Below are 19,594 nucleotides of genomic sequence, written 5' to 3'. Positions count from 1 at the left end.
AAAGATATATAACTGCCGAATATTACAGTTATTATGGGACAAAGAGCTCTCGGTAAGATACCTGAGGAAGTAGCCGAACAGTACGATGACGAAGCAGAGGAATTGGGCCTCACCCGTGCCAAGTATGTGCGCCAGCGCGTAGAGGCTGGCAGAATCCTGTTTAAAACCAGTGGCCAAATCGACACGCAGCTTCTTAAACAGTTAGTCAACGGTGACACTGCTACGTTCGACACCGATCTCAACACGCTCAAGGACGACATCGACGGCGACTTCACGAACAACATTCTCGCAAACCTGCCGACAGAGGAGAATCGAAAGCTCACTGAGGAAGAGCTGCGTGAAGCAATATTTGGGACTGAAAAAGAGCAGTTGACACAGATTACGAAAGCACTCAAGCAACTCAGAAAAGCTGAGAAAATTGAGTCACTCGTCGGCGGCGGCTACATCAGGACTAATGAGTAACACAGACGAGAATGACAAAAATGTCAACCGATTTGTGACCCTCGAAAGTGAGGAGTCCCGCGAACTGGTCGAGGAACTGCTGGAAATCGAGAAGGTCGACGAGAAGACTGCCTGTAAGATCGCCGACCTCCTTCCGGCGGACCGGGACAAACTCCGTTCCGTCCACGCAAAGGAGCGGTACTCGCTGTCCGGCAACGAACTTGACGAGATACTCGACGTCGTCGCCAAGTACGTCCGTCTAGCGAAAAAAAGGGACGAGCGCGACCTCGACCGCGTCAACACACAGGTCCGTGAAGAGCGACGGCAGGAAGCGACCAAAAAGTGGCGTCTTCAACCAATCAAGAAATTCAGAGAAGCGAAAAAGAAGGATGGCCGGCTAGACCATGACCTGAATGATATGGAGCGTGGCATCAGGCGCTTCGAAGACTTCCTACTCGGCGGAATCGATGCGGACACGGAGTCACGGATCCTCGGCGTCCGTGACGCAATCGACAAAGATATCGAAAAGTTCCGTGATGAGGTCCTCAAAGACTCAGACCTGAGGAACAGCACAATAGCCCACAGGCTCGGGTATTTGAATCAGTTCTACAACGAACTTGACGCCAAGTACGCTGTAGCCGGCAATCCAGTCACAGAACCACTAGCCGACTTCCGCGATAACCACGACACTGACGCAAAACGGCCACATATTCCATTCGACCGGATGCAGGTATTTCTCAACTGGCTAACCCACCCATTCAGCCGTTGCTTCTGGTTGGCTGGGTTCAAGCATGGGACACGCGCATCAGAGGTCATCAATTACGATCTTCGATGCCTCCATATTGACCACCCCATCTTCTGGAAAATCATCGACGAACACGACGTGACGCTAGACCCCCGAATCCGCGACAAGCCAGACACGATACTAGTCTATGAGGAGTTCAACAAGGGCGACGAGATCCCGAACGAGGACACACCGGGCCCCGAGACTGAAGGTGAGATCAGGAACAAAGCCGCTGGGAACAAACGCAAGGAAGAGGGCGGCAGTGTACTCCCACTCGATAGCGAGTTCAAGACAGCGTTAATCGAATACCTGCTCGTTCGGCCACCAACCTATGGCCGTACTATCCACCCTCTATTCGCAATCGGTGGGAATAAAAACGTTGCAAGACGACCAGATTACAACACGATCGCCCAGAGACTCTGGACTCGGAAAAGTTACGAAGATAGTATTCAACGCTTCAGCGAACAGGAGGCGATGGAAAAGTGCCCGACCTGCGGAGAGACGCTCATCGAAGAGAACCTCGCCAACGCTGAGGAAACAGGCCGCCGGTTTCGTTGTCGGCACTGTACCAACCAGTTCTGGCGGTCAATTCACTGGGACACCGGTCTCGACACCGAGCAAAAGGTGACGTTTCACGAGGCCAGACACTACTTTACTAACGGCCACGACCCCCGTGCGACGAAACTCCACGACGGAGCAATTCCAGACAAGATACGGAAAAAGCGGATTCGGGGCGACTCCGACAACGACGGTGATACTGAGGACGGCACGTACAAAGACAAAAATTACGAGAATTACGATGGAGATATCCGTCAGCCGTATCTTGACGGCATCTACAAATTCAACATCTACGACGACCCGATTCCCGCTGTCGGTGAAGGGTGGGATGTATGAGTAAATCAGTAATCGAGGAATACGCCCACAGCTGCCGGATCGTCGAAGAAGAACGTGAAGAGGATTACAACCAGTATCACTAGAAGGGCCGATGGGTCTCATCAAGTCTTTCGAGAACCCGGACAAAGCTCGGCTCTACGCCGACGTACAGACGGTCACAGGCGGCTTCAGAGAGGAGAAGACCGGAGAACGGGGCGTACCACCGGCAGTCGCTAGCTCCCGTGAGGACGTCCTTATGGCCTACTACGCGGCCCAGCCCACCATGTCGATGCAGTGGGTATCCGTACAGTTTGATCTACCCGAGGATCGCGTTCGGGCATACGTTCAGTCACTTCGCAATCGAGCCGAGCAGATACGTACTGAAAACGGCGGCTAATTGCTCTCTTTATAAGCCATGGTATCGGTCTCACTCTCGTAGTCGGTAGATGACAGCCACGACTCTTGAACTACTGTACCCACTAGTCGAAAGAATCCGGGAGATGTGGCGTCAATTCGAGCCTGCCGTCAGCTGATCAGCATCAAGATCCCCGGCCAAGTAGTTGCGACCGTCAGCAGTAAGCGCATAGTATCCATCGTTACGTCGGTCCACGAGACCATACTTGGCAAGCAAACGGCACCTCTCTCCGACGTAATTTGGGTGCGAATCGATATTTCGTCCAATAACCGCGGGTGGAACCTCGCCAGTGTCAGCCAAATCGGTGTCGCTTTCGCTCTCGACGTCGGGGCGACATCCGGGCTGTACTCGCTGGAGTTGCGATAGGTCAGTTCTCCCGCTCCCACCATTCATCGATTTCTTGCGCGCCGATGTCGACGGTTGCGGTGATCCCGCACGAACAGTGGATGCCGACGGTGCCGGGGTGCGTCGTGATCGGGCCCTTCTCTTCTCCACAGCCCGGGCAGTTGACGCGGAAGATATCGCACATACATACCGATCCGTGTGGTCCGGGAAAGCCGCTCTGCTCAGCCTTAACCAACGACCGGTGGTAGAACTGCCTGCTGTTGGTTAAGGCCGAAGCCGCAGGACGTGGAGGTGATGGGGTCAGTGTTCATGATAGGCTAAGTTATCCCGGATTCTGACCCGACACCACCGAAAAATCAGTATCCACGACGCTCACACCCAAGAGAAGCCGTTCCTGTCGTCCTACATCAGGGGGTCAGACCCCCGAAGATACACTTTGATAGTGGAGTGTTTACGTGAGACACCTCATTTCGTCTGTTCATAAATCTCATTCCGCGATAGAAACTACGCGGCCTATTCGCTCACGTTCTCCGAAATTGTAGGACGACTAGGCGTCTATTTTCATAAACGTATCCGTGTGCGTATACGGATACGTATATGTATTTAGAACTGCTCGCTGGCGTGTCTGGCGGAGGCATCCCGGGCCGTGTCGAGGACTTCCGGCGAAGCCTCCTGAAGACCGAGGCGGACGGCTAGCCGTAGCATCTCGCTCCTGTCAGTCCCGTCAGCATCGGCTTCACGCCCGAGTTCTTCGCGGAGAGCCTCTCCAACGTCGTCGAGGCCACCTGTCTCCTCTAGCCCCCGCACGAGCGCCGTAAGACGCTCATCCCGAACCGAGAGTGTCTTTGAGACCTCGCCTGCCTCGACATCGCCGAGCAGCGCGACCATCGTGTCCTCCAAGTTGGTGGTTTCCTCACCTGGGGTGGAATACTCGGCACGTGTCCCGAGTTCCGTGTCCTCTCGCAACTGCTCTAGTTCCTCGTCGTCGTCCGTCATCGGTCACCTCCCAGCCGCTCCACGAGAGTCTCCGCATCGGTCTCATACGCTTCGATGGCTCGCTGGGCCGTCTTCGACGGGCGCTCCAGCGCGAAGAGCGTCCCGCCGTTCATCTGCGCGTTCTGTACGTCTTGGGAGCTGGGGATCTGCGCAGGAGCGAGTGCCTCCGGGTACTCGTCCTCGAACTCTTCGAGGTACGCCTTCCCCGCCTTGGTGCGCTCATCAACCTCGTTCAGCAGCACCATCACGAGCTCGATGTTGACATCCTGCTCCTCCCGGATCGTCTTCAAGTCCCGCCGCAGCTGCGCGGCCTGTCCCGCCTCGAACGGCCCAGGGCGGACGGGTGCGACGACGTGCTTCGCCGCCCAGAGGCCGTTGTACGCGATGTTCGACGTCGAACCGGGAAGGTCTACCAGGATGACGTCGTAGTCATTTTCCACGTAGCCGGTGAGGAACTCGTCGAGCCGACTGTATCGCTCCGCGGCCTCGTCGATATTCCCGAGCGTTGCGTCGAGGCCGTCCAGGCTCTCGTGCGCCGGGATGAGGTCGGGTCCTTCGCCCGTCGGGACGATGAGGTCCTCGACGGCCGTAGGGAGCTTCTCGGAGATCGTCTCCCACTGGTCCTGAAATACCGTGGTGATGTTCGGCCAGCGGTCGTCATCGGCTTGGATGTCGCCCCAGAGACCGAAGTGTTTAGCGAGGTCGCCCTGCTTCCCGGCGAGATCGAGGAGTAGGACATCGTACCCGTGTCGGTCGAGAGCGACGCCGAGATGCGCCGTCGCTGTGGTCTTCCCGACGCCGCCCTTGTCGAGGAAAGTAGCCGCTCTGAGTGCTGGATCGGGCATATACGCTTACGTATTCGTATACGGATACGTAAAAGTACGTCAGACACAACATCGGCAACCGGTATCCTCCCTCGCATTATTCTCTTAACTGGCTACAATACACGGAAATGTAGCGAGAAATGCCACAGCATTCCAATCGTTTCTCTGCGCACAACTGATGCGTGTGTTTCGCGTTCGATCTGAGCGAGTACGACCCGGCAGACCCAGGAACCCCGACCGTATCACCCGACACCACCAGTGTCGAAGAGCTGACTCCTGATCAAGAGACGGCTGAGCAGATCCATCACCAACTGGGTGAGTTCGGGGTATAGGAGAGGATTCGAAGAGTTTTTATTCTTCAGATTGCGGCGGAGAGTGGGTAGAAAAGAAGCATCTCACTCAGAGGATTTCAGAAACATGAACGCAAACCGACGGACGTTGTTGAAGACGCTTGGTGGAGTAGGTACAGTTGTACTCGCCGGTTGTACCGGCGGTGGAGATGGGAGTGACAGTGGGGGCGGTAACGAGACTAGCAGCGATGGCGCAAGTGGCGGCGGCAGCGGCAGCGATCCCGATGAGTGGTCTGAGGCCGATATTTCCTCTGAGGTGGAGTACAGTTTCCCAGAGAGCGAACGCATTAGCTACAAGTCGGACCCGCCCGTAGAGGTCAAAGGACTCAACGCATTCGTTCAGGGCGACGTCCTCGAAGTCCGTGGCACGCTGACTGCCAAGGAGAACATCCCATCCGTCATCGAGATTAGCGCAGAGTTCCAGACGGATGGGGGGGCCAGTACCAGAGATACAGCGCCTATCCGAACGGGCGCGAACGAGGAGCACTCGTTCACGATCAGCTACCGGCAGTCCGACATCGGTTCAGTCACGGGATTCACCCTCGTCATCGACGGGCCGGATCTGTAGTAGACGTAGGCCTTACCAAGTCATTCGAACGACGCTCTTCTGGCGGAGATTGTTGATACAGAATCCTCGTTCAGATATGGAATGGTCGCTCATAGGAAGCAGATTGTTGGTCGCAGTAGTGGCCCTCGATTTGGGGTAGTAGAATCCGGTATTCGGCTACTGATAGGCCCGAGCTGACTCTCAAAGAGACCCCTCAGATACCTATTCCACACGATTTTTAGTAGCGCCACCTCGTTAAGCCTACTGTGCGACTTGACGACTACCCCAAACGAGACGGGAAGCGGGTCTGGCTCAGCCAGAGCGACGAGAACGACGAGGTCGCAGCGCTCATCGACGAGGCGAAGTCTCCCGAGCAGGAGATCGCATTTCGGCTCGGTGTTCAGGCGGGCCTCCGCCGCGAAGAGATCGCCAGCGTCACCAGCAACGACTTCACCCACGCTCCCGACGGCTTCCTTCGCGTGTGGAACGACTACGCGAAGCGCGGGAAATATCGGGAGACTCCGATCCCGAAAGAACTCGCCAGTTCCGTTCGAACGCTCTCGTACGAGCGTGATCCCGACGAGCCGGTTGTCGGCGTCGAGCCGAACTCGATCTATCGCTGGGTGAAGCGAGCTGGCGAGCGACGCTATGCGGCAACCGGTGACGAGGGATGGACCTACCTCGACGTCCACGACCTCCGGCGGACGTGGGGCGGGCATCTCTTGTGGGACTGCGGCGTACTTCCTGCCGTGGTAATGAGCTTCGGCGGGTGGGAGGACTGGGAGACGTTCCGGAACCACTATCTCGGGGAAATGAGTCCGGCAGCTGCCGAGCGAGAACGCAAGAAGATCTCGTACGTCACGGGCAGCGTCGAGTCCGACCCGGGTGCGGATCCGGTTTTTGAGCCGACGATTCAGTCGCGTTCTCTCTACTGATCTATAGGCCTAATCGTAGGCCAATTTGTAGATGGCTCTTGCCCAACCTAGCGAAACAACTATTCGATATATGATATAGGCTGCTACTGACTGCTGAATAGAGAGGCTGTAGTCAGCAACGACACATCCGCATTAGTGTTTCCGACCATGGTACCGTGGGCTGACTGTTTTAACGATTGGGCTCTTTCCTGACACGTAATGTCCTCGACCGGCCCCCTCCTCGGCACCAGCCTCGTCCGTCGTGCCGCCTACGCGGTGGGGCTGATCGCACTGTTCGGTATCGCGTTCGGCTTCACTTGGTCACAAACCATCATCGTCGCGGCTATCGTACTCGTGGGTGAGTCTGCCGAACTCGCGAGCCCGTTACCTGGACTGGATGAACGCCACTTCCGACTCGCGCTCGGCCTCATTATCGTAACTGCCGGTGGGGTCGCCTATTGGGCGCAGGGAGACACCACCGTCGCCGCGGTCGGAGTCGGCGGCGGTGGCTGGCTGATGCTAGACGCACTCTATAGCCTCCGGGAAGGCATCCGATCAGGTGACGACGAGATGGCTGACGCCGACTCCAGTGAACTGTTTCTGTCGATGCAGGTCGGCCATCTCGTCGCCGAGGAACTGAAGGACGGCCCGAAGACGGTCCCGGAACTCGCTGACGCCTGTGACATGACCGAGTCACGTGTCCATGAGGCACTGAACTACCACGAGCAGGCGGACACCGCCTACAAGGACGGCGGTCAGTGGCACCTTGACGAGTCGAAAATCGGGACGTGGGCGTTCATCAGAGACAACACCCGGCGCGCTCTGGCCCGGTTTTTTCGTCCGTTTGGGCTATTCGTACCGTCGTGACTACTTCCTGTCAGTCCCCTCTATTGTGCGGGCTGCGGTGTGACATCCGTCGCAGGATGCGCGCCCTGTATTCATCACGGAATGTTCTATCAATTTGCGGATAGTAGTGTTTCACTGAGTTCGGGAAGAGCCTTGTAGATTTGATTTTACTGTTCAGAAAACCCCCGTTTCCTGTACGCCTGCCTACTCAGATATAGTAGAAGGCTCTGCTGGAACTCTTTACAACTGACACAAAGTCCGTGCTGAATAGAAGGCGCGAATGTGGCGCGCCGGGGTAGCAGCATCAGGGACAATTTGATCCGCTCAGTACAGGGTACACGTATACCGCGACGAGTAATGGTCTATTTTATACACAGTTAGGATACGATGAAATATATGGGAATCACAGTCAGCACAGACAACTGAACATCGGCAGCGTGCCGATAAAATATCCCTTCCGCCGTTTTACTCTCAACCGTGTTCTCGCGTGAACCAACATTCATTCAATTTGACGCAGATTGTCTCTGACGACAACCACGCCGACACAGAGATCTCTTCACTGCGTACGCTATTGGCTCACAGCAACAATTTATGAACGTCTCATAGCCGGCACCCGCAAGTTAACCTCCGTCCCGTCGGTTGTCGCTACGGACACATCACCGCCGGCTTGCGTGACGATTATTCGAACCATCCACAGACCGAGCCCTCCGCCGTGATTGAGTGGCGTCTCTTCTCCCGTTTCAAGGATATCCGCCTCCATCTCCGGCATACCGGGGCCGTCATCTCGCACACGGACCTCAATCCACTCGTTTTCCAACTCGACGAGCTCGATCTCGACTGTAGTGTTATCGTTCAGCTCCACGGCATTTTCTATCAACTCATGGATAGCCTCTCCGAGCGTCGTCTGTAACTGCACCGACCCGTTGTTAGATGTCTCAGTCAAGATCGTTGCGTCCTCGTGTTCCTCTCGGATTTCACTAACGACCTCTCCGATCAGTGGGCCAGCCTCTGTCGTGGCTGCCCCACCGCCTTCGGGATTGAGAACTCGTTTTATTTGTTTCATCTTCTCTATCATCTCTCCCCACTTGTCAAGAATCGGTTTGATGGTCTCGAACTGTTCCGCCCGTTTTTTTGCGTCCGTCTCTCTGCTCATCAGCTTTGTCCAGCCTCGGACTTTTGTCAAATCGTTCCGCATGTTGTGTCGCATCACGCGCTGCATGACGTTCAAGTGGCGACTATACCGCTGCTGGGCAGTGATATCGCGTCCCTCAGCAACGAGTAGGGTAATGTCGTCGTCCTCATCTGTCACGGGTTTTATCGAGAAGTCGATTGTTGCGAGGCCGTCAGCGCCACGCACTTCCGTTTCGTAGCGCACGAAATCTCCGCTTGTGGCCCGCTCAATCGCGTCCTGAACCCCATCGTAGACTGTGTCGGAGTGTGTCCACCACTGGGCTTCATAAAAGGGGTTCCCGACGACGTCGCTGCGCTCGAACCCGCCGAACTCGAGGGCGGCGTCGTTGACCTCGATGACCGTCCCCTCGGTGTCCAACAAGGCCGTGAACTGGAACGTCTGGTTGAAAATGCTCTCGAACCGCCGAGCACGGTCTTTGGCTTCGGTCACATCCCTGAGGTAGACGATCACTCCGTCGATGGCGTCGTCGTCAAGCATGTTCCGGTATCGACTTTCGATGTTGAACCACCCGCCATCCGGAGATTTGAATCGACACTCTGCGGTGACGCTTTCGGTTTCCTCAACGGAACTAAAGAACGCCTCCATCGCGTGCTCGCGTCCGTCTGGATGAACGTAATCGAAGAGGTTCTCGCCAACGAGGGCGTCGGGGTCGTAGCCGAACACCTGCGTCACCGACCCGCTGGTGTAGGTGATTGTCCCGTCGGGATCGAGGATTGTGACGACGTCCTCGGACTCTTCGACGAATCGCTCGGTTCGACGCCGTTGGCGACGGTGTTCGGTCATGTCGCGGACAATTACCGCATACCCGCGAAACACCCCATCGTCGGATTCGAGCGGTGCGTACCGAACGTCAGCGTAGAACTCCGACCCGTCGGCGCGAACTTGCCAGCCCTCGTGTGCGCTCTCGCCGGCGAGACGCGCCTGTTGTATCAACCGCTCCGGGAGGCCGGACTCGCGGTCGGACTCAGGATGGAGTTCAGCCATCGACATTCCGACCGCCGCGTCACCGTCGTACCCAAAGAGGTCCTCGGCACCAGTATTCCACGTTTGAACGGTTCCGTCCTCGTCGACGATGAGAAAGGCGTACTCGTTGACGCTCTCGGTTAGCAGGCGGAACTGTTCGCGTTCCTCATACAACCGCTGCTTGCGGCGCACTTCATCGGTTACGTCCTGCTGGACACCGATGTGGTTGACCAATTCGCCGTCATCGTACACCGGCGTCACCGACAATCGATTCCAGAACTGCTCGCCGTTTTTGCGGTAGTTCCGCAGGTCGACAGTCACCGGTTCCTCGGCGGCAATCGCCTCACGGAGTTCGTCAAGCGCCTCCTGATCTCTATCGTCTTCTTGGAGAAATCGACAGTTCCGTCCGAGCGTTTCCTCTCTGGTGTAGCCGGTCTGTTCGACAAACCCGTCGTTAGCGTATATCAGCGGATTGTCCTCGCGGTCGGGATCGCTGATCGTGATCCCGACGATAGCCTCGTCCATCGCTCGCTCTTTCAGTTCGAGCTCTCTCTTCCGCTCCTCCAGTTCGCGCTTTCGCGCTCGCCGCTCGGTAATGTCCTGAACGGTTGCGACCGTCCCGACAAGTTCAGCTCCGGTGGCCATTCGGTTCGTTATTACCTCGAAGTATCGGGTGGAGCCACCAACTTCCACAGAGACAGGATTCGTATCCTCGAGCTCGTCAATCGGACTGAATGCCCGCTCGAACGCCTCGATAGTCGTAAGGTCAGTATCGGTCGCTGATTGTAATTCCTCTCCCTGCGTGTTCGTTTCGACGAGTTCACCGTCAGTATCGTACACGAACGTCGCGTCGTCGGCTTCCTCGAAGAATCGTGAGCGGGCAGACTGCTCGATCTGTCGGAAGGGTTTCCCAACGAACACTAACACTCCTGCGAGAAACGCGGTCACACCGACCGGTTCGAAGCTCAATCCCAGCATAATAGGCGGTAGTATCTCGGTCGGCAGCGTGCTGACAGCCAACCGCGGGATGATCGGTGACAACGCGAGAACTCCGAGCGCCCCGAGACTTCCACTTGGAAACGCCGACTCACGCAGCGTCGTGAGTAGCCAATAGAAACTCAGTGCCACGAGTGCGTACGTGAGCGAGAACGAGACCCAGTAGAACAACTGCGGTTCAACCACAAGGTGTAGATACGGGCTTTGCTGTAGTTCCGTCGAGACGTACAGTCCGTACAGTGGGTTCGTGAGCTTAACGATGAGGAGACCGAGATAGGTGCCAACAGCGAGTCCGCGGTAACGTCGGTCGCGATGGTATGACCGACCGGTGTACGCGGAAATAAAATACATCCATGCACCCACGCCCGTGAGCCCCCAGATGAGTCCCCCAATGTAGAGCGCGTTGCTAAGCGACTCGCTGGTGGTAACCAGCCCAAGCGCTTGGAACCCTAGCCACAATCCGTTGGTAAAGAGGACCGCTCTGAGCCCGAGCTGCGTATCTCGTCGCCGCAGCCGTGAGCCGTACGCAGCACCCACGAAGCAACTGACCGCAATCCCGGTGAAAATGAGAAAAAGCCCCCAGCGAACCGTACTTGGGTCCCCTGAGATGGTTAAGGGTGTGTGAAAGATTGACATACTATTTAAAATAGATGAGTTGTCTTATCAATTGCGGAATGCGAGACCCTGAGCGCAAGATTCGCAGGCGAATTCTACCGGCTAATTCAGGATATTGACGGAGAAAATAACATCGTTCAGCGGCTGACTACAGCCTCTGTATCGGTCACGCCCTTGTTGACAGGCGGCAGAGAATTCGAAACAGCGCTGCTGAATACAGGGCGCGAGTGTCTCAAATGAAGGGCCAAATGTCACCAAGTCGCGCGACATCTGGGTGATCCTGAATTACTCCAACTGGTCCAGCAGCCGACCGGCTCCAACGCCACATAATCCATCCGAAAGCATTCATCGATCTAACTGAGAAGTTGTATATGAAGCGACGACAGGCGAGTTGATCGACCGCCTCGACCGCGATCGCAGCAACGTGAACCGGTCGCTGAACCGGCTCCGCGAAACCGGGTTCGTGACGGGGGGCGCCGAATCATCGACGAGGGAGGGCACGTACACCAGTACTACGCCCTCGTCGAGGCGTCCGAGACCGTCGTGGCTTGGGCGATGGACCGCTAGCGATCGGCCGCGCTCAACGCTGTCGGGTCGGAGTAGCTGGGCCCTCCGACGAAGCGCCATCGCCGCGCCGTCCCTATCCGACGGCAGGTGCGAGCGGCGGCCACCCACCTGGAGCGAGAGCGGATAGCACAGTCGCGTTCCTCGGTGTCGGCGGGCGTCGGATGCGGCGCGTCGCCGCGAACGGGACCGGTTCGTTTCACTCCGCGTCTACACGCGGCAGTTCGACGACGAACCGAGCCCCTCCGCTCTCGCTGTCTTCGACCCACACCGCGCCGCCGTAGCGGTCGACGAGCGTCTTGACGAGGTACAATCCGAGGCCCGTCCCCTCGCTGTCGATCCCCTGCGTGCCCTCGTCGAAGACCGTCCGCTTCAGGTCGTCCGGCACCCCTGGACCGTCGTCGGCGACGGCGACGCGGACCCGGCCCGGAAGCGCGTCCGTCGAGACGCGGATCGACGGGCTGTCGCCGTCGTTGTGAACCACGGCGTTATGTAACAGGTTTCTGAACACGGATTTCAGCATCTCGTGGGCGAGCACGGGCTTCTCGTCGGATTTCCCGACTCTCGTTACGCTAACCGACCGATCGCTCGAGCGGACAGCGTCGATCTGTCGGGTCAGCACGGGGGTCAACGCCACCGGTTCGGGGTCGCTGTCGAACTCCATCAGGAGCTCCGTGACCTCCCTGGCCGAGACGGTGATATCGACCGCTTCGGCGGCGGCCGTCCGGATGGCCTTGAGAAGCCGGTGGTTCTCGGTATCAAGACGGTGCTCAAGGAGTTCTGCGCTTCCGCTGACGACTTGGAGCGCGTTGCGGATATCGTGGCGAACGATCTTGTTGAGGACGGAGAGATTGTCCCGCTGCCGTTCGAGACGGTGCTCGTATCGACGGAGCGGCGTGATGTCCCGAGCGTATCCCAACATGGCGTCGTCGTCCGTGCCCGCGACCCGGTATGGAATCTTCGTCGTCTGGAACAGCCGCGTCTCGCCGTCGGCCGTCGTCAGCTCCTCCTCGGGGATCTCGAGCTGTTCGTCCGACTCGATCACCCGCTGGTCGTCGGCCCGGAAGTGAGTGGACTGGGCGCTGTCCGGGAGGATTTCAGCGTCCGTACACCCCTCCGTCTCGGCGACCGTCAGTCCGTACGCCTCCGCGGTCGCTTCGTTGGCGAGGAGGTACGTTCCGTCGTCACGTTTCGCGAAGATCAGGTCGGGGACGAGGTCGATGATCTGCCGGAGCTCGTTCCGGGCGCGTTCGATCGCCGCCTCCTGTTCCTTCTGTGCGGAGATATCGAGATGGATCCCGACGGCCCGCGTCGGGCGGCCGTCGGCGTCACGGTCCACGATCTTCCCGGCGTCCCGAATCCACAGCCAGTCGCCCTCGGCCGTACGCATCCGGTGATCGCAGTCGTACATCTCGGTCTCGCCGTCGATGTGAGCGTTGAGAGCCGCCTTCACACGCGAGATGTCATCGGGATTAACGCGTTCTTCCCACGTGTCGAGACTGGGTTCGATATCGTCCGGCGAGAGGCCCAGCATCGTCGCCCACCGGTCGTTGAACACGACCTCGTCGGTCGTCATGTCCCAGTCCCAGACGCCGAGATTAGCGCCCTCGACAGCCAAGTCGAGCCGCTCGCGGAGTTGGGCGAGCTGTTCGTCGCGCCGCTTTCGATCGGTGATTTCCTGAAACACGCCGACCGCCGCGACCACGTCCCCGTTCGCGTCGGTCCGGGGTTCGCCGACCGTCCGGATCCAACGCGTCCGGTCCTCCGCGGTAACGATCCGGAGTTCGAGGTCGTACGACTCCCCCTCGTCGACGAGGCGGTCGAACGCGTCGGTGACGACCCCCCTGTCCTCGGGGTGGTAGAAGTCGAACCCGTCTTGTAGACTGGTGCGCGCGTCGAGCGGCAGCTCGTGGATCCGATACACCTCGTCGGTCCAGTGTAACGACTCGGTCGTGAGATCGACCTCCCAGCCGCCGACGGCGGCGCTCGCCTGCGCGCGCTCGAGGAACTCGCGGGTCTGTTCGAGTTCCCGCTCGCGGGCCTTCCGCTCGGTGATGTCCTTGTTCACGCAGACGAGGGTGCCGTCGTCCAGAAGCGAGAGCGAGACGTCTTGGGGGACGCCGCTCCCATCGCGGCGCCGCCCCTCGGTTTCACCGCGCCACTCCCCCTCTCGTTCGAGCTGCGGAAACACGTCTCGTTCGATCCGCTCCTGCTCCGCGTCGCCGTACAGCCGCCGCCAGCTCTCTCCGAGCAGCTCGTCGGGCTCGAAATCGAAGATCGCGGCGTGAGCCCGATTCATGTACACGTACTCCTCGTCGTCGAGGATCGCGATACCGTCTATCGCCGCGTCCGCGGCCTCCGACAGCCGCGTCCGGTCGCCGTCCGGCGCCGGCGAGACGGTCACGGTCATCCCGGTCGCCGACGGATGAGTCCCGATGCGAACCCACCGCCGGTCGATGCCGTCGTACGCGGTCACAGACAGCGTTTCACGTGTCTCGAACGCGTGTCGGAGACGGGCCGCTGTTTCTGCGCCGAATCCGTCCCGTAACTGCTCCCAGACGGTCTCATCCAGCGGGACGCCGTCCGCGCTTCCGAACAGGTCCGAGGCGGGCTCGTTGACGAACGAAAGCGCGCCGCGTTCGTCCAGCGCGAACAGCGGGTCCGTCACTCCTCCGAGGACCTCCGACGGCGACGTGCCCGGTGCGAATTTCCCCGCGCCGTTCATCCCTTGTCACTCCACATGACCGACGTACGCGGAGCGCCTACTTGAGTGCGTTGCGCTGATTCCCAGAGATAATATCTGAATTCCTCGGAGGCGGATTGCGGCCGTTCGGTCTCGACACCGACCGGTCGCACCGATACGATGATAATCATGCGCGTTGATACGATCGCATGTACTATCCCGCTGGTCGGTCTGGCGTGGATGACGAGCTACTGGCATTCGCCGAGGCGCTCGGCGGCGCCGAGTCGGTCGACGTCGTCCTCGCCCGCTCGCTCTCCGTCATCCGGTCGCTTCTCTCCGACGCCACCGTCACGTACCACGGGCTCGACGCGGGGTCCGACGCCGTGACGACGTTCGAATCGACTGACACCACCGAGGCCGTCCACAGATCGGGAGACGAGTCGGTGCCGGTCTCGGTCGTGCGCTCCGCGATCGAAGCCGAGTCGGTCACGAGGGGCGACGCGTTTGTGACGGAAACCGACGCCGAGGGGTGGGACACGGCTACAACGGGGGACACGGCTACAACGGATCTCTTTGCGCCCGTCGCCGATCACGGCGTCCTCCGCGTGACGCTCCCGTCGGCGGACGGAGCCGCCGATCGAACGACTGCCCTGATCGAGCGGGTCGCATCGGCGGCTGCAGCGGCGCTGAACCGAGTCGGGGGGAGCCGCGAACCGGACCGCGAGCGGCGACGGGACGCGGCCGCGCTCGACGCGGCGGCGCTCCACCAGTTCCACGAGACGACGATGGCGGGGGCCGAGTTCGACGCGGCGGTCGCGGAGCTGCTCTCGCTCGCCCGCGACTACGTCGAACTCGACGTGGGGATCTTCTCTCGCGTCGAGGACGAGACGTACACGGTCGAGAGCGTCGCCGACCGGACCGGAACGTACGAGACCGAGGCGACGTTCGACGCCGCGGAGGCGGTCTGCGCGGCCACGCTCGGCGGGAACCCGACCGAACCGGTGGCGTTCGCTGACGTGACCGAGACCGAGTACGCGGCGTCCTCGGCCGCGGAGGGCGTGGACGCGTACATCGGCGTGCCGGTGTTCGTCGACGGCGCGAGTTACGGCACAGTCGCCTTCTTCAGCGAGGAGCCGCGGTCGGCGCCGTTCCGAGCGGGCGAGCGTGAGTTCGTCAAGCTCCTCGCGCAGTGGGTCGGAACCGAGATCGAACGGCGGCACCGGTTCGAGGAACTCGAGCGGTACGAGACGATCCTCCAAGCGGTCGACGACCCGGTGTACGCGCTGGACGCCGCCGGCGAGTTCACCTTCGTCAATGAGGCGGCGAAGCGGGAGTTCGGCTACGGCGACGAGGTGATCGGCGCCGATCCGTCGATCGGGATGGATGAGGCGGACATCGCTCGCGTCCGGGAACAGATCGTCGACCTGATAGCGGAGGACGAGTGGTCGAAACAGGCCGAGTTTGACCTCCACACCGCCGATGGGAGCCGCAAGATCGTCGAGAACCGCATCGCGCTGATCGGCGACGACGAGTTCCGGGGCTCGGCAGGCGTTCTCCGCGACATCACGTCCCGGAAACGACGGGAGCGACAGCTGACGTCGATCAAGCGGGCGATCGAGCAGAGCGCCGATGGGTTCGCCATCCTCGACGACGGGGAGTACACGTATGTCGACGAAACGCACGTCGAGATGTACGGCTTCGAGAGCAAAGCGCAGCTTCTCGGGGACAGCTGGCGGCGGCTGTACGACGACGACGAGATCGACCGGCTGGAGGCCGAGGCCTTCCCGGCGCTCGAGGCCGAGGGGAGATGGCGCGGGGCGGTCACCGGTCGGCGCCCCGACGGGACGACGTTCCCGGCGGAGCTCTCGCTGACGATCATCGAGGACGGCCGTCTCGTCTGCACCGTGCGCGACGAGACGGACCGGAAGGAGCGCGAGCGCGAGCTGGAACTGAAAGAACGGGCGATGGACGAGGCCACCGTCGCGATCCAGATCGCCGACGCGACGCGAGACGACAACCCGCTGGTGTACGTCAACGACGGGTTCGAGCAGGTGACGGGGTACGCGTCCGAGGAGACGCTCGGCCGGAACCCGCGGTTCCTGCAGGGCGACGACACCGACCCCGAGCAGAGGGCGCGGCTGCGCAAGGCGATTGAACGGGACGAACCGGTGTCGCTCGACATCCAGAACTACCGGAAGGACGGCACGCAGTACTGGAGTCGCCTCTCGATCACACCGGTCACCGACGACCAGGGGACCGTCCGGAACTATATCGGTATCCAACAGGACGTCACCGACCGCAGGGAGCGCGAGCAGAAGCTGTTCGCGGAGCGCGAGCGGTTCCGCCTGTTGCTCGAGAGCGTCGACGAGTACGCCTTCCTCGCCGTCGACGAGGAGGGGCGGATCCAGACGTGGAACGAGAACGCAGAGAGCCTGTTCGGCTACGACGAGGAGGCGGCGGTCGGCATGTCGACCGCCGAGCTTCACCGGACCGACGACCGGGAGGTCGGGGTGTCCGATCGCCTGCTGGACCAGGCCCGGAGCGCCGGCCAGAGCGCCCACGAGGGGTGGTACGTTCGAGCCGACGAAAACCGGTTCTACGCGGACGTCCGGTACGCCCGGCTCGAACACGACGACGGGACGTTCCGCGGGTACGCGATGATCGTCCGCGACATGACCGAGCGACGCCGCCAGCAGCGTCGGACCGAGCGGTTCGTCGAGGAGTCCGACGACGTGATCACGGTCGTCGACACGGCCGGGACGATCACGTACGCCAGCGGGTCGAGCCGGAACGTGTTCGCGCACGAACCGGACGACCTCGTCGGCGGGAACCTCTTCGATCACGCGCACCCGACCGACCGGAAAGAGACGATGGAGGCGTTCTTCGAGGCCGTCGAACGGTCGGACTCGAACCGAGAGCTGGAGTTTCGGCTCGAGTCGGGCGACGGCGAGTGGCTCAACGTCGAGGGGCAGTGCCGGAACATGCTGGACGACGGCGCCGTCGACGGGATGCTGCTGTACCTCCGCGACGTCACCGACAGGCGCGAGCGCGCCCGGCGGTTCGAGAGCGTGTTCAACCAGACGTTCCAGTTCGCGGGGCTGTTGAACCCGGACGGCACGGTCGTGGAAGTGAACGACACGGAGTTCGCGTTCGGCGAGGAGACGCGGGAAACGCTCGTCGGAGAGCGGTTCTGCGACACGGCGCTGTGGGAGCACTCGGACGCGGCGAGGACCGACCTCCGCACCGCGGTCGAGCGAGCCGCGGAGGGCGAGGGCACCCGGTACGAGACGACGATGTACGGCGCGAACGGGCTGGTGACGGTCGACCTGTCGGTGAAACCCGTGACGCGCGAGGACGGCGACACCTCGCTAATCGTGGTCGCTGGCCGGGACGTCTCCGCCGAGCAACGCCAGCGGCAGCACCTCGACGTCGTCCATCGGGTGTTGCGACACAACATGCGGAACGACCTCGGGAAGGTCCGGGGCTGGGCGGAGTTGATGTGCGAGGAATCGGACCGGGACGCGCGCTCGGAGCATCTGGCGACTCTCAACCGCATCCTCGACAAGTGGGAGTCGATGACCGAGCGGGTGAAGCAGATTCGCCGGGCCTCTCAGCGGATCGACCAGTCGACGGGAGCGGACCCCGATTCGCTGGTCGCAGACGCCACGGATCCGGTTCGTGACGAGTACCCGGACGCGACGATTTCGACCGAGGTGTCGGCCGACGCGCTGACGCGCGTTCCGGCGACGCTGCTCGACGCAATCCGCGAGCTCGCGGAGAACGCGGCGAACACGGGCCCCGACGCCGACGTCGAGGTCGAACTCAGCAGTCCGGAGGACGGCTGGATCGAAGTCAGCGTGCGCGACGACGGACCGGGGCTCCCGCAGATGGAAGCCGACGCGCTCGAAACCGGCGAGGAAACGCCTCTCAACCACGGCAACGGGCTCGGGCTGTGGATGGTTCGGATGATCACCACGCAGGCCGGCGGCGACATCTCGGTTCGTACGGCGGAGGCCGGAACCGACGTGCGGCTCCGCGTTCCGACGGAGTGATCACGGACAGGTGCGGCGGAAGAGCGCGAAATCGGCCGCGAGTCGCCCCCGCCCGCTGAAACCGTTCCCCTGAGGGGTTTGGCCACGCCGGTCGGTCAGTCGCCCCGCCCGTCGGGGGCCAGTCCGAACGCCTCGTCGCGGACGTGGGTCTCGACGAGCAGCAGGTACGTCGCGTGGCTCCACTGGAGGTTCGAGTTCCACCGGATGTCGCCGCTCCCGTCGACGCGCTCGGGAAGGAGGCCGGCAGTCGTCGTCCACTCGTGAGCGTCATCGAACACGTGATCCGCGACCGCGTCCGGGTCGCTCCCGCCGAGCTAGTGGGCGACGTGAGTAATTCTTCCTCGAGTACGCGAGTCACCGAGAGAGACTACGTTGGCGGGCTCATCGGCGACAACGACACCCCAAGAGGCGGTACGTGAAAGTGCGGCGAGTGCACAAATCAATCCCGAGGATTACGTCGGTGGGCTCGTTGGCCGCAACGACGGGACGGTGTGCGACTCCCAGGCGGATGGCAAGGTGTCGGGCAGCGGTTCTAACGTGGGCGATCTCATCGGTGGAGGAAACGTGAAAAAAGAGTGCCAAGCGTAGGGGCACCGACCGGTGTTCGGGCCCGCGAGCGGTCGCGGCCCCTCGGAGCGAGAGTTGAGGTGGTAGCCTGACCAATAAGGCACGCTCGGTGCCACCACTCGTGTGTGCGGACGTCCGTGCGACGTGCTGGACTCAGCCTCTGTGTCTCGTACTAGGGTGTCATAGAAGAGTTAGCACGACATTTATTTCGCGAAATCACAGCTGAATCAGGCGATAGAATGCGTTTGCGAGTGTACTGCTGAGATTTTTACCAGATTGCGTTGATGTTCGTAACGGCCTGCTGATACTGTCAGCTAAATATTCTTTAGGTTAGAGTGTGATTAGCAAGTATGTCCACGCTTGACGCCGCCACTCTTGACGACCTCCGCGACGCTCTCGCGGAGGTCGAAGATAAAAAGCCGACACAGCGGCTAATGGCGGTGATCAACTATCTTGAAGAAGACGATGCAACGATGGCGGAGGTTGCTGAACGATACGGATACACCGGTCCATGGTTGTCTCGGTGGGTTGGCCGGCTCGACCGGCTCGCCGATGAGCCGGTCGAGCAAGTCGCCTACGACGATCCGCGCGAAGGCAGACCAACCGAACTCTCTGATGAACAGCACA

At 60.5% G+C, this 19,594-nt stretch carries 12 protein-coding genes and 3 pseudogenes; 9 read left to right on the top strand and 6 right to left on the bottom strand.

Annotated elements, in window-relative coordinates; genetic code table 11:
- Positions 1-33 precede the first annotated feature (33 nt).
- From B9H04_RS14095 to B9H04_RS14085, 3 genes and pseudogenes are all read left to right on the top strand, one after another.
- Positions 34-462, top strand: a complete 429-nt coding sequence (locus B9H04_RS14095; protein WP_049933308.1) for a hypothetical protein — start codon at positions 34-36, stop codon at positions 460-462.
- Positions 463-478: 16 nt separating this feature from the next.
- A pseudogene (locus B9H04_RS19255) lies at positions 479-694 on the top strand (RNA polymerase Rpb4 family protein); the annotation flags it as partial.
- 1,516 nt (positions 695-2,210) lie between these two features.
- Positions 2,211-2,495, top strand: a complete 285-nt coding sequence (locus B9H04_RS14085; RefSeq protein WP_248648703.1) for a hypothetical protein — start codon at positions 2,211-2,213, stop codon at positions 2,493-2,495.
- A gap of 385 nt (positions 2,496-2,880) precedes the next feature.
- Here B9H04_RS14085 and B9H04_RS18820 read toward each other — a convergent pair whose 3' ends face one another.
- The 3 genes from B9H04_RS18820 to B9H04_RS14070 all read right to left on the bottom strand — a co-directional run bounded on the left by B9H04_RS18820 (position 2,881) and on the right by B9H04_RS14070 (position 4,699).
- Complete coding sequence (locus B9H04_RS18820; RefSeq protein WP_155120069.1) at positions 2,881-3,042, bottom strand: hypothetical protein; 162 nt, start codon at positions 3,040-3,042, stop codon at positions 2,881-2,883.
- A 419-nt stretch (positions 3,043-3,461) separates the two neighbouring features.
- Positions 3,462-3,854 carry a hypothetical protein gene (locus B9H04_RS14075; protein ID WP_049933310.1) on the bottom strand — a complete coding sequence of 131 codons (393 nt, stop codon included), beginning with the start codon at positions 3,852-3,854 and terminating at the stop codon, positions 3,462-3,464.
- A complete protein-coding gene (locus B9H04_RS14070) occupies positions 3,851-4,699 on the bottom strand; it encodes a ParA family protein (protein ID WP_049933312.1) in 849 nt (282 codons plus the stop codon). The genes B9H04_RS14075 and B9H04_RS14070 overlap by 4 nt, the downstream gene beginning before the upstream one ends.
- 354 nt (positions 4,700-5,053) lie before the next feature.
- Between B9H04_RS14070 and B9H04_RS18190 the strand changes: the two genes are divergently transcribed.
- The 3 genes from B9H04_RS18190 to B9H04_RS14055 all read left to right on the top strand — a co-directional run bounded on the left by B9H04_RS18190 (position 5,054) and on the right by B9H04_RS14055 (position 7,356).
- Complete coding sequence (locus B9H04_RS18190) at positions 5,054-5,596, top strand: hypothetical protein (protein ID WP_139835093.1); 543 nt, start codon at positions 5,054-5,056, stop codon at positions 5,594-5,596.
- Between the two features lie 245 nt (positions 5,597-5,841).
- Entirely contained in the window at positions 5,842-6,510 is a 669-nt protein-coding gene (locus tag B9H04_RS14060; RefSeq protein ID WP_085682810.1) for a site-specific integrase, read from the top strand.
- A 198-nt stretch (positions 6,511-6,708) separates the two neighbouring features.
- Positions 6,709-7,356 (top strand): hypothetical protein, encoded by a 648-nt coding sequence (locus tag B9H04_RS14055; protein ID WP_049933271.1) that lies wholly within the window; start codon positions 6,709-6,711, stop codon positions 7,354-7,356.
- A 568-nt stretch (positions 7,357-7,924) separates the two neighbouring features.
- Here B9H04_RS14055 and B9H04_RS14050 read toward each other — a convergent pair.
- Positions 7,925-11,122, bottom strand: coding sequence for a PAS domain S-box protein (locus tag B9H04_RS14050; protein WP_049933272.1), 3,198 nt, complete (start codon positions 11,120-11,122; stop codon positions 7,925-7,927).
- 355 nt (positions 11,123-11,477) lie between these two features.
- Between B9H04_RS14050 and B9H04_RS19645 the strand changes: the two are divergent.
- Positions 11,478-11,620: pseudogene (locus B9H04_RS19645) on the top strand (helix-turn-helix domain-containing protein); the annotation flags it as partial.
- Positions 11,621-11,864: 244 nt separating this feature from the next.
- On the opposite strand, the gene B9H04_RS14045 reads toward B9H04_RS19645, so the two are convergent.
- Positions 11,865-14,333 (bottom strand): PAS domain-containing protein, encoded by a 2,469-nt coding sequence (locus B9H04_RS14045; RefSeq protein ID WP_169714313.1) that lies wholly within the window; start codon positions 14,331-14,333, stop codon positions 11,865-11,867.
- Positions 14,334-14,584: 251 nt separating this feature from the next.
- On the opposite strand from B9H04_RS14045, the gene B9H04_RS14040 reads away from it, so the two are divergent.
- Entirely contained in the window at positions 14,585-18,400 is a 3,816-nt protein-coding gene (locus tag B9H04_RS14040; protein ID WP_169714312.1) for a PAS domain S-box protein, read from the top strand.
- A gap of 95 nt (positions 18,401-18,495) precedes the next feature.
- Here B9H04_RS14040 and B9H04_RS14035 read toward each other — a convergent pair whose 3' ends face one another.
- A complete protein-coding gene (locus B9H04_RS14035) occupies positions 18,496-18,678 on the bottom strand; it encodes a hypothetical protein (protein ID WP_049933276.1) in 183 nt (60 codons plus the stop codon).
- Between the two features lie 639 nt (positions 18,679-19,317).
- On the opposite strand from B9H04_RS14035, the pseudogene B9H04_RS14030 reads away from it, so the two are divergent.
- A pseudogene (locus B9H04_RS14030) lies at positions 19,318-19,594 on the top strand (IS630 family transposase); the annotation flags it as partial.

This window comes from Halorubrum ezzemoulense DSM 17463 (genome assembly GCF_002114285.1).
GTDB lineage: Archaea > Halobacteriota > Halobacteria > Halobacteriales > Haloferacaceae > Halorubrum > Halorubrum ezzemoulense.
This window is presented reverse-complemented; position numbering and strand designations above follow the sequence as displayed.